The sequence below is a fragment of the Enterobacter sp. SECR19-1250 genome (assembly GCF_013391025.1).
In the GTDB taxonomy this organism is placed as follows: Bacteria; Pseudomonadota; Gammaproteobacteria; order Enterobacterales; family Enterobacteriaceae; genus Enterobacter; species Enterobacter cloacae.
The window spans coordinates 1-10,071 of sequence record NZ_JACASJ010000140.1; the positions used below are offsets into that span (position 1 = coordinate 1).

Sequence of the window (10,071 nt, forward strand, 5' to 3'; positions counted from 1 at the left end):
CCATGGCTCCAGATGACAAACATGATCTCATATCAGGGACTTGTTCGCACCTTCCCTAAGTTAAAATCCGTGTGACTCAGAATGGGTAATCAAGTCATACAGCATGGAAATACGTGATACAGGGTGTGACATATTTTCAAGCTGAATAAGGTGCCTGTACTGGTTTTTGGTAAGCCAAATATTTGCTGCCGCTTCCAGTTCGTTCCGTGCTGCGGGTTGCAGTGTCGGATCCGGAAAAATTTTCATTAAGCCGTCAACAACTGAGTTCTTCACAGGGGTAATTTTGCTGCCAAATTTAACAAAGTCGCAAAATGCCGAGTGTGCACGGACAGTATCTATTTTGTGATATTCGAAATTTGCCTTAAGGAAAAAATAACCGGGGAAAACGGCAGACACTCTTTTTCTGAATACATGAGGTGCATCGGCGCGTTTAATTTTGGTTAAGGTCAGGGGAGTCCATGGAACTATATTCTGGTCGTGAAGCCAATCAAAAAGATTCTCACGATTCCTGCCCCCGGTGATATACAGGGCTAGATACCATTGTTGATTACATATATCCTGTATATTCATTTTTGAACGCTTCGCGCTGAATTGATCCATGAAGGAATAATTCTGTATTCGTCGAGGCGAATACATTCAAACATGGCAATGAAGCAGACTTATAAACAAACACTTAAGTTTGCCCGCTGCAGTTCTGACATTGTCATGGCTCAATATATTCTTGTAAGCAAATCCAATAAGCATAATTGGCGGCAATACTTATGGGATTGGTTGTTATGTTTGTCTGTTTGTTATCTTTTGTAAATAGTAAATGGGATTAATCTCAAAAAAGCACCCTAAAGGGTGCTTATTCTGGTTATTTTGTGATCATTAATGAAATCATCAAATGATATGAGCGAATCAAAATAACAGAACGCAGCGCATCATTTCCTTCAAGTTTCATTGCCTTTGTACTTCGCTTAAGATGCGAACGCACAGTCTCAACGGAGATATGGCAAATCTCGGCGATTGATTCATAAGTTGCGCCATGCGCATACAGCGTCGTTACTTCAAGTTGCTTCTTTGACAGCTCAGGAAATACCGTCTGTAATGCGTCAATAATTTTGGGCTGTATCATCAATATATCCCCATGCAAATCAATACGTAAAAATTTACGAGCAATTTGCATCTCCCTTAATGGGGAGATACCCCCATCAAGAAACAACAGATCCGTGTTATGTCACCGACGTACATTGTTCCTGCGACAGTGTTCAATTGATAATAGGGATATATCGTGTGTGAAGACCTGCTTGGAAGGATGCTTTTGAGCATATCGTTCGGCTCCGTGTAGTGATCTAAACAACTGCCACGGAGTTCTCACGCTCTGGTGGCAGCCCAGGCAGGGGTGAGAAACCGGCCTACACGGTACCGGCCAACCTTTCGGTTGCCCTACCTGAACCGCCATAACTGAAGTACGGGGATTCAGTGCACAAAAAAACACGCGTAATGCGTGTATTTTTGTACACGTGCAGTCTGCGGGTTCTCACGCCCGATCACAGGATTTACTGTGATGCCGGAAGGTTACTGGCTATAGGCCAGCGAGTCAACTGAGTGCATTGGCGATACTGATTTAAACAAGCGGAATCTTGGCTTGAGAAATCTTGGTGGAACGTACGTATCCCAGTTTTTCTGACGGCAATATCGCAGCAGATCTTCCCCGCAGCATGTTCCTGTTTTCTGTAAACAATTACTGATCCGATGCTCAATAGCTTTTAGTGAGAGGTTGAGTATCTTGGACATTGTTTTACGGCTGTATTTCATCGAGATAAGGAAGATCACTTCCCACTCAGCATTTGTGAAGAAATGAGACGGGGTTTGATACATCAATGGCTTAGGAACGTCATCTTCCAGCAGATAACTCGGGCAGAACATATCCAGCGGCCGAACCAACAGCATCGTGCCTGAGCATACGCCACGATCGTCGTAGTAGGGTGTTGTATCAAAACATAGTGCGTGCAGTGAGTTATTTTCTCCCACTGGGTGGGTGATGATGGATGAAAACTTTTCCCTATGCCTCATCACAAGTTCCTCCTGACGATGAATATTGCGCGAGAGATAAGCCAGAGAAGTGGGCAATTCATCAAGAGTTTTGCCCAGAATGGGGTAATTGTCTGGCAGTTTCAGTAAGTTAAGGAAAGCATTATTGACGGCAACATACTGCATTCTGCCGTTTTTAATGGTCATCGGCTCTCTACTGAAACACATCATGTTGATGATTTGCGGGGAAATAATGAGTTTTTTTTGGAAAGGTGATTAATGGTGATCATCTCTGAGCACTTAAAGTCAATAAAAATGAATGGGTTATGTTTTTTTTCTATTATACCTGCATTCAGATCCAATCTATCTAACAGTGATCCACCTCCCCAGTATGCTTAAAAGACACTTTTAAGTGTTAGTTTATGTGCTAGTATTGCAGAGATCTTAGTTTTGAAGTTAGCTGGAGGTGGTTATGGCGAATACAGCACAGTCCTCAAAAGTTGCAGGCATACACTGCTCAAAAGTAACAGGTATCACTGAATTTAAACGTGATCCACTGGGTACAGTTGACGCTGCAGAAGGAGATGCTATCGCTATCCTGAATCGCAGTTCTCCGGCTTTTTACTGTGTGCCTCTCGAGCTTTTTGAACGAATGAAACGAGATGCAGAGGCCTACAGAGCGCAGCTGGCTGGCTGATGAATCGGACGGGATCCTTTAAATTGATCCTTTTTAGACTAAGTGATAGAGTCAGCGGATTACTGTTAGATAACGTATTGTTTTAAATGGTGGTCACGCCGGAAGGTGACTGGTTCTGAGGTGGATACTCGAAGCCCAGAAAAAACAAAACCCCGATAATCTAGATACTTGGCGGCATCGACAGATTAACGGGGTCCCACATCTAAACCTATAGAAGTTGTTGCTTCTGTAGGGGAGTATAACCCGTGCGCGAAAAAAGACAAGACTTTCCGTGCTTACTCCACCTGTGCAACATAAGCGCAGGGAGTGGTGACTGAAAGACCACAATCTCAGCACTGGAGCCAGCTGGATACCGACGATCAGATTCGTTTCTGGCAAGGTATCGAAGACGGCAGCGTTGATTCTTTCCTGGTCGAACCGGTAAAGAAAAAAACGCGTCGCCGCCGTGGTGACCATTCTACAAAACCCAAATGTGAGAACCCGTCCTGGTTCCGTCCTGACCGCTATAAAAAGCTGGGCGGGCAGCTTGGTCACGCCTATAACCGACTGGTAATGAAGAATCCTGACACTGGGCGGTATCAGTTACGTATGCACATGTCCCTGCATCCGTTTTATGTGCACGCACGCCAACGAGCTGGACGTAAATATGCATTCCGCCCCGAAAAGCAACGTTTGCTGGATGCATTCTGGCCTGTGCTTGTCAGTTTCTGCGATGCCGGTAAACACACGGTGGGGATGTGCATATCTAGGCTGGCCAGAGAACTCAGCCCAAAGGACGGCAAAGGGAATGTCATTCCTGAAACGGAAGTCACCGTCTCCCGCCTTTCGAACCTGATAGCAGAACAGGTTCGTTTTGGTACGCTGGGTGTGTCAGAAGAAACTACCTGGGATCATGAAGCCCGCAAGCGTCTGCCTAAGTATGTCTGGATCACCCTCGTCGGATTTAAAATGCTGGGCGTTGATTTGACTAAACTTGAGGCTCAGCAGCAGAAGAAACTCAAGGAAAGTGAGGAGCGCCGTAAACTTATAGAAGAAGGCGTTCTTGGCGAAGATGAAGAGATCTCCGTACGCGCAGCGAGAAAACGTTGGTACCTGCAGCGTAGTCTTGAAGCGCTGAAACACCGTCGGGCGAAAGGTGCTGCGCGTAAACGAGCAAACCGACTGGAAAAACTACCCCGGGACCGCCAGGTGTACGAGATGAGCAACTGGCTAAAGAAAACCCTGCCGGCGGATGAACGCTACTGGATGACTCCGGAACGCCTCGAACAGCTGGCCATTCAGCATCTTTACCAGCTGGAGCTGGCGCTGACTGCATCGCCACCCCATTAGCCAGCATCTCAACTGCCAATACTATCTTGTAAGCCCCTTTGGGGCTTTAAGTGCTGGCTGAACAGACTCACTTCGCTGGCTCTCCTGAACGTTTTGCCCGCTGTCCCATCTTTATTCCCGTTCTTTCTCCAGTCATGGCCAAGACGTGCCGGAAACAATATTGTTATCCACATAAACCCGCAAACAGATAAATAAAGCTTTTCGCATACAAATATCTTCGAACCCGCAAAATAATCTAACCCCCCATCTTTTATTCCCCTGTTTACACATTCAGGGAGATCCTTTGTCTTCTGTAGAACTGTGGAAAATGGAAAATGCCTTCGCTCGCAGCGACTAAAGTCGCGCCGCTCAGAATCTAAAAGTACCTCCCACTGCTCCGCAGCGGGCCCCTAAGCAGTTAACATCAACCAACGATCTTCTCCTGAACTAGGGGTCCGCTTGGAAAAGGGAAAATAACCTACGCTAAGACTACTTTTTAACCAATCGGCTATTGGATATCACTCGGTTCGCGGGGCTACAGCGTTTCTGTGTCCGAAACCGAACGATTGCGTACACCATGCCAATAACATGTACGAAAGTAAGCAAAACTGTTAACGGACAGTCAGATCGTTCCGTACATCCCTTACGGTCAGGGGTTCGCGCTCAATGGAACGAAATCACTCGTTAAGCTCAAAACGCTTAACGTAGGAAAATTTCCGTTTTCCAAGCGGACCCCAACTAAGTCGCTTTAAAATCAGCGCAATTTCCCCCGTAACCGGTCTACGACCGCTAACTCGCAGTACCGCGCCCCGAACCGCAAGCGGTCCGCCGTCCCTTCGGGCCCGGGCGTAAACGCCCGGCGCTAACTGCGCACCCCCGTGGGGGAAAAGAATCATCGCTAATAGCTGAAAGTGGGTTAAAGCTTTGCAGGGAGGGGGAGGTTAATAGCCACAGGCTATCATGTAGCCGGCTTCGCCGGGCTCTCCGGCGGATTTAACTAAAGTGAACTATTCAGTTTGGTTTCCGCCGGCATGTGCCGCCAGCGGCACATTCACTGTCGTGCTACGCACAGCTCGCACTCCTGTTGTGATTTCACACTCTCGGCGCATTTATTAGAAAGGGTAAATACTTATATATTACATTTAGTTAAGATGAAATTAGCGCTATAATTAACCAATAAATTCCTTCATTTTGAGGTGATTTGATGGCTAATAGTTGCCACGTTATAGCTCCCGAACAGACATCAGTAAAGGTTACGAAGGTTAGCCTTCATCAGTCCTTTTCGAGAGTCTGTAAACAGTGGCCAGAATTGTGGCCAGAATGGAAGCGACGCCGTTTCCGGCCAGTTATTCATGGTATTGCAGACAAGATGCATAAACATGTTAAAGCCAATCCAGGTGAGTTGCTTACTCATGCTGATATTGCCCGTGTTATGCGTTTTGTTACTGGCCAATTGAGTTATCTTGAGCAGATTACCGAGGGTGCAGATCGTTATGATCTGGACGGCCGTCCGGCAGGTAAAGCGACGGCAAAAGAAGAGGCATATTCGCGCCAGCGAATTGCTGAAATAAATGAACGTATAGCTAGAAAGCAGGATAAAGGGGGGGGACAAGGAAGCGGACAAAATTCGTAGGTAGATATTGAACTGGATATCCTTCCGCAATGGTGCGTCCCTTATTGCGATAAGGTAATCGAATAAAAAAAATAAATTATACAATAAGTTATCTTACCCAAATTGCCCCTGTGACAGCCAGCGGCCAGCTTTTGCCGAGTCGATGAACATTCTTATTGTCAGGGGTTTTTTGTCATTTTCCCGGGTCCGGCCTGTAAAAAAGGACTTTGCGCGCCAGGGGTAATAATCATCAAGACAGAAACCATCCCGTGAAATATTAAATCTCCGGAAGTAACTTTCGCTCATGTCTGCTATGTCTTCAGCTTCAAACCACTCCTGGAGTATGCTGTCATCATCCGGTTTAACCTTTCGGAACAGTGTTGTAACCAGTGGCAACTCTGAAAGCACATAGTTACGTACTTCATCCTCTGTTAACGTATTCACCAAATCTTATCCTCCGGCCGCACCAACAGGTTGTAGTGGTGGATTGTCTTGTAAGTTATTTGTGTCAGATCGCTGGCAAGAATGACCCACCCAAGAACGGGTACCGCTCTCCCTACAAAAACCCCAAGATTATTGACCCAGAAAATCTTTAATCCCCGCATCGAAAATGATTTCTTCGTCAGTGTTGGAAGTACCCGTTTCCGGAATTGAAAGCTGATGTGTTTTCGGAAAAATAATGACGCAGGAGAGGTTCCCTTTGTGGCTGTTATTGGCTTACCGGGGACATCAATAGAGTTATCGCCAAGAATAATCATGGCCACTCCTGCAAAGTCCTTTACACCCAGTTGCTCGGATGTCTCATCCAACAGGACCCAAAAGAGCAACTCATGAGGTGTCAGATTTCCTACGCCCCGATAAAAATAGGTTCCATTTAGATCTTCCGTTGTATCCACTTCATCCTCCTGACATTTAAGATCTGTGAGTGTGGATTTTCGTGCCGGCCAGCCAGATTAAGAATAATCTTTATCTGATTTTAAAAGAGGAATTTCCCCCTGGTGATGATGTTAAACCGGTCAAAACCAGATTACGGTAGGTCTCACGTTTATTTCATTCTTTGGATGCTTGTCGCCAGCGCCAGGGTTCTGTTTGTCCCGGGACTGACCACAGGCCGATACTGTTTCCTCTGGCCGTGTTTTCCAGTTGTTCATATTGCGGGTTTATTGCCCTGCCATGATAACGGTAAGCCCAGGCCATTCCATTTTTTACCTGTAGTGCATTCACATCAGTACCTTCCATCCATACCGTCCCGAGCAGCCTGCCGTACTGGTCATTTTTGTCCCCGGTTATCTGTACTGCTTTCTGGGCCAGCAATGCGCTCAGTGCCTGGCGGGAACGTTGTCCGAATGGTTGATTTTTTTCCGGGGCATCGATACCGGCGAGCCTGATGCGGACACTCTGTCCTGAGGCAGACAGAGTTTCAATCGTGTCACCATCAAGAATACGTACCACCCGACCATCAAAATCTGCACGGGCAGTGAAGATGATAAACACGCCGAGCAGGATAGCGTAACGCCATTGATTTAATATCATTTTAATATTAACTCCGGGGTGAAGTAAGAGAAGCTGCTTTCCCTGGTATGGTTAATTCATCTCCGCAGGACATCAGACGTGAAATCACGCGGGACGCCAGACTGATGTTCAGCCCTGTCATATTGGTGTTCAGTTCTGCAAGCATGCCGGCATGGCTTCGGGTTAAATACGGCAGAAGAGGCGCCGGGCATCCTCCTGATGAGACGACCGTCAGTTGTGCACTCGCGTCGTCCAGGTTGTCTTTCCCCTGCATAAGATCCCTAAGTATGGCCTTAAGGTAGTGTGGTGATGCTGCGACAACAAATTGATCTGCGGGAAATCTCCCCATCAGCTGTGACAACGAGGTACAACGACCTTTCAGGGGAGGATTTTCTGTCAGGCCTTTCCAGACCTCGTGGCCCGGGAAGGGCATCATCCGGAAAGTGGCCTCATACGGGACGGCAGGATCGGTCGCATGGCGCAGGCCAAGTCCGGCTGAAACAATCCACAGTTCCAGACCTGAATGGCGAGTGGCCACCTCCAGTGTCCGCGACCAGTGAAGCCCACAGTAAAGTTGTGCGGCCGGAAGTGTTGGGCGGGCATCGCGGAGCAAGTTTCGCCAGGCAGACAGCGCTGCATCAACCTCCTGCAATTGATACGGAAACATTGTTTCCCCGGCCGGTGTGGTTTTCCCGGCAGTGCAGGTCGTAATGAGATGGACCGTCATTGTTCCTGCACTGGCCAGCGAACGGCTGCTGCAAAGTCTTCCGCACTCGCCATGCCGAACGTCTCTTCAAGGTACATCAGCGCCGGCAGAGCCTCCTCCCGGGAGCAGTCACTGTAAAAATCAAACATTCTGGCGTTCTCCCCGATCGCCAGCCACTGCAGACGCTGCTGCCAGCTTTCGTAGGGGCTGCGGGACGGAGAAAACATCAGGGTCTCCAGACTGCCCCGGTTGCAGTGGATGTGCCAGCGGGCAAGCCTGTCGAGGAGTGCATTCAGGGCCTTCCGTTCCTGACGCTCCGCCAGCGGCCCTGGATCCTCCTGAGTGGTAACGGCCGGCACCAGTCCTTCGTTAATCTGAACATGGCCAGGCAGACCGGCTGCGAGACAAACCCGGTACCACCCGGCCACCTGAAGCGCATCACCTTCCAGACACTCCATGTTGCCGGTGGCGTGCGTCAGCTGCAGGCAGGTTCGTCCGTCGAGCCGCATCACAAAATCTCCCCGGCATGCCTGGTACGGCCTGCCATCAATCATCACCTCAGTGTCGGTATCGGTCACCGGGATGTCATTTACCGGCAACACGCGGACATCGGTAGCCCGCTGTTCCGCCCGGTTCCGTTCCCGTTCGGTACCGAGTAACGGGGTGGCCAGCTCACGGCCGGTATCCGTCAGTTCGACGGCCAGCTGCAGGTTCGGTGCACGCAGCAGGCGCAGCCAGCCCGCGGCTTCCATCCGCCGGCAGGAGGCACGCAGGTTGTTGCCGTACACCGGCCGATCGCCACCTTCGGCCAGCATGCGCTCCAGGTCACGGGTACGTACCGGCCCGGGTACGGCGTCATCGAGGGCGGCCAGCACGATGAGAATACTTCGCTGTAGTGGCGATGGCTGGCGGGACGTTACGGCTGCCATGAGCGTTGCTCTGCAGTAGGCGCGCGCAGGATCATCTCAGTCAGCCTCAGCTGGTCCCTGTCGATGATGTCGTCAGGCGCACGACCAGCCAGCGCCAGGCAGTACCAGAGTTCAATGGCACAGCGTGCCCGGGCAATCTCCGCATCGGCATCATTGCAGTCCGCACGGTTTGCCCGTTCAAGGCATCCGTTAACGAAATCTTCCGTGTCGCCGGTCATCGTTTCATAGCTGAGGCGAAAGTATACTTTCTCATCCATCCTGCACGCTCCATCTGGTCATGTACCGTAATGGGTAAAATCATACATGGGTTGATTTTTTATGAATATGAAATTAATCATATCAGATATTAATATGTGTTTTATGACAGATATCATATCTCATATGATTTACTGGTACATTAATATTAAATAATATCTCCTTCCGCTTTCCCGCCAAACAGATTCGTTTTCCGGCAGTCCCGGAAATACGCCATAAACAAGCCGGCATGAAGCCGGGCGACATTCAGTACTTCGCTGTCGCCGTTCTGGTATCAGTATTGGGCCTGGTAAAAAGCAGTGGGATCGCTTCCCGGGGCTGAGTTGTTTATTCCCGGGTGAAATGACGGGTGGTATCTTCTGTGGTCAGGCCGGACGAAGCCTTCCGGAGTTACGGCATGCTGTGCCGCTGGTCATGCCTGCAGCCGTTCCTGTTCCTGCAGGAGCTGAAGATGATATGCGGCAATGGCGCTGACCACACGTGCCGTCATCCTGGCATCGGCAACGGCTGAATGGGCCCTGTCTTCCTGGTCCAGTGCGGCCTGGCTGGCGGCATCGGCCAGCGAAATGGTGCCGTAGCGGTTGGTGGCACCAAAATAGCCCGCTGCCAGCTTCATGGCGCAGTGTACTGCCAGTCCGCTCAGCCATTCAGCCGGATCGCCGTGTGCGGCAGCCGTCTGTTTCAGAATGCGGGTATCAAACTCTGCATTGAAAATAATCAGTGGTCGCGACGCTATGATGTGCCGGAGATGCTCTGCCACATCGGGCCAGGAGGGCTCACCCGTGAGTGCCTGTTCAACGATGCCGTGTACTGATGTGGCCTGCGGCTCGATGGCGACAGTGGGCTTCAGACGGGTTGCAAATACCACGCTGCCGTCAGCCTCCGTCAGGCCGATTTCCAGTGCCTCTGCGTGGTTACCGAGGCCTGTTGTTTCGGTATCAAGAAACAGCGGCTTATGGCTCAGCCAGGTATGGGCTTTCAGGGGTCGTCTCAGAAAACGGAATCTATGGTCACTCCCGTTTTTGCAACACCGATT

At 49.6% G+C, this 10,071-nt stretch carries 13 protein-coding genes; 3 read left to right on the forward strand and 10 right to left on the reverse strand.

Going from position 1 to position 10,071, the window contains the following annotated elements:
* Window positions 1-60: 60 nt before the first annotated feature.
* The 3 genes from HX884_RS23620 to HX884_RS23630 all read right to left on the reverse strand — a co-directional run bounded on the left by HX884_RS23620 (window position 61) and on the right by HX884_RS23630 (window position 2,223).
* A complete protein-coding gene (locus HX884_RS23620) occupies window positions 61-570 on the reverse strand; it encodes a transcription termination/antitermination NusG family protein (RefSeq protein ID WP_178328890.1) in 510 nt (169 codons plus the stop codon).
* A 286-nt stretch (window positions 571-856) separates the two neighbouring features.
* Complete coding sequence (locus HX884_RS23625) at window positions 857-1,168, reverse strand: sigma factor-like helix-turn-helix DNA-binding protein (RefSeq protein ID WP_256737188.1); 312 nt, start codon at window positions 1,166-1,168, stop codon at window positions 857-859.
* A gap of 392 nt (window positions 1,169-1,560) precedes the next feature.
* Entirely contained in the window at window positions 1,561-2,223 is a 663-nt protein-coding gene (locus tag HX884_RS23630) for a hypothetical protein (protein ID WP_178328881.1), read from the reverse strand.
* A gap of 265 nt (window positions 2,224-2,488) precedes the next feature.
* Here HX884_RS23630 and HX884_RS23635 point away from each other — a divergent pair, with 265 nt between their 5' ends.
* From HX884_RS23635 to HX884_RS23645, 3 genes are all read left to right on the forward strand, one after another.
* On the forward strand, window positions 2,489-2,713 hold the full coding sequence (locus tag HX884_RS23635) for a hypothetical protein (protein ID WP_084878679.1): 225 nt from the start codon (window positions 2,489-2,491) through the stop codon (window positions 2,711-2,713).
* A 309-nt stretch (window positions 2,714-3,022) separates the two neighbouring features.
* The gene (gene repA, locus HX884_RS23640; RefSeq protein WP_178328882.1) at window positions 3,023-4,042 is read left to right on the forward strand and encodes a plasmid replication initiator RepA; all 1,020 of its coding nucleotides are present in this window, start codon (window positions 3,023-3,025) and stop codon (window positions 4,040-4,042) included.
* 1,183 nt (window positions 4,043-5,225) lie between these two features.
* Window positions 5,226-5,654 (forward strand): ProQ/FINO family protein, encoded by a 429-nt coding sequence (locus tag HX884_RS23645; protein WP_178328883.1) that lies wholly within the window; start codon window positions 5,226-5,228, stop codon window positions 5,652-5,654.
* Between the two features lie 93 nt (window positions 5,655-5,747).
* On the opposite strand, the gene HX884_RS23650 is transcribed toward HX884_RS23645, so the two are convergent.
* The 7 genes from HX884_RS23650 to HX884_RS23680 all read right to left on the reverse strand — a co-directional run.
* Entirely contained in the window at window positions 5,748-6,077 is a 330-nt protein-coding gene (locus HX884_RS23650) for a DUF1493 family protein (protein ID WP_178328884.1), read from the reverse strand.
* The gene (locus HX884_RS23655; RefSeq protein WP_178328885.1) at window positions 6,074-6,529 is read right to left on the reverse strand and encodes an STM2901 family protein; all 456 of its coding nucleotides are present in this window, start codon (window positions 6,527-6,529) and stop codon (window positions 6,074-6,076) included. Before HX884_RS23655 ends, HX884_RS23650 begins: the two co-directional genes overlap by 4 nt.
* Window positions 6,530-6,683: 154 nt before the next feature.
* Window positions 6,684-7,166, reverse strand: coding sequence for a thermonuclease family protein (locus HX884_RS23660; protein ID WP_178328886.1), 483 nt, complete (start codon window positions 7,164-7,166; stop codon window positions 6,684-6,686).
* A 7-nt stretch (window positions 7,167-7,173) separates the two neighbouring features.
* Complete coding sequence (locus HX884_RS23665; RefSeq protein WP_218620123.1) at window positions 7,174-7,872, reverse strand: hypothetical protein; 699 nt, start codon at window positions 7,870-7,872, stop codon at window positions 7,174-7,176.
* A complete protein-coding gene (locus HX884_RS27370) occupies window positions 7,869-8,780 on the reverse strand; it encodes a hypothetical protein (RefSeq protein ID WP_256737189.1) in 912 nt (303 codons plus the stop codon). Before HX884_RS27370 ends, HX884_RS23665 begins: the two co-directional genes overlap by 4 nt.
* Window positions 8,768-9,037, reverse strand: coding sequence for a hypothetical protein (locus HX884_RS23675; RefSeq protein WP_178328888.1), 270 nt, complete (start codon window positions 9,035-9,037; stop codon window positions 8,768-8,770). The genes HX884_RS27370 and HX884_RS23675 overlap by 13 nt, the downstream gene beginning before the upstream one ends.
* A 410-nt stretch (window positions 9,038-9,447) precedes the next feature.
* Window positions 9,448-10,071 (reverse strand): 3'-5' exonuclease (locus tag HX884_RS23680; protein WP_178328889.1); only part of this gene is annotated, 624 nt, incomplete at its 5' end.

Excerpts from the sequence above, each read along its gene's own strand:
- HX884_RS27370 (WP_256737189.1), bottom strand. The coding sequence starts at position 8,780 with ATGGCAGCCGTAACGTCCCGCCAGCCATCGCCACTACAGCGAAGTATT.
- HX884_RS23630 (WP_178328881.1), bottom strand. The coding sequence starts at position 2,223 with ATGACCATTAAAAACGGCAGAATGCAGTATGTTGCCGTCAATAATGCT.
- HX884_RS23665 (WP_218620123.1), bottom strand. The coding sequence starts at position 7,872 with ATGACGGTCCATCTCATTACGACCTGCACTGCCGGGAAAACCACACCG.
- HX884_RS23675 (WP_178328888.1), bottom strand. The coding sequence starts at position 9,037 with ATGGATGAGAAAGTATACTTTCGCCTCAGCTATGAAACGATGACCGGC.
- HX884_RS23625 (WP_256737188.1), bottom strand. The coding sequence starts at position 1,168 with ATGCAAATTGCTCGTAAATTTTTACGTATTGATTTGCATGGGGATATA.
- HX884_RS23645 (WP_178328883.1), top strand. The coding sequence starts at position 5,226 with ATGGCTAATAGTTGCCACGTTATAGCTCCCGAACAGACATCAGTAAAG.
- HX884_RS23620 (WP_178328890.1), bottom strand. The coding sequence starts at position 570 with ATGAATATACAGGATATATGTAATCAACAATGGTATCTAGCCCTGTAT.
- HX884_RS23635 (WP_084878679.1), top strand. The coding sequence starts at position 2,489 with ATGGCGAATACAGCACAGTCCTCAAAAGTTGCAGGCATACACTGCTCA.
- HX884_RS23660 (WP_178328886.1), bottom strand. The coding sequence starts at position 7,166 with ATGATATTAAATCAATGGCGTTACGCTATCCTGCTCGGCGTGTTTATC.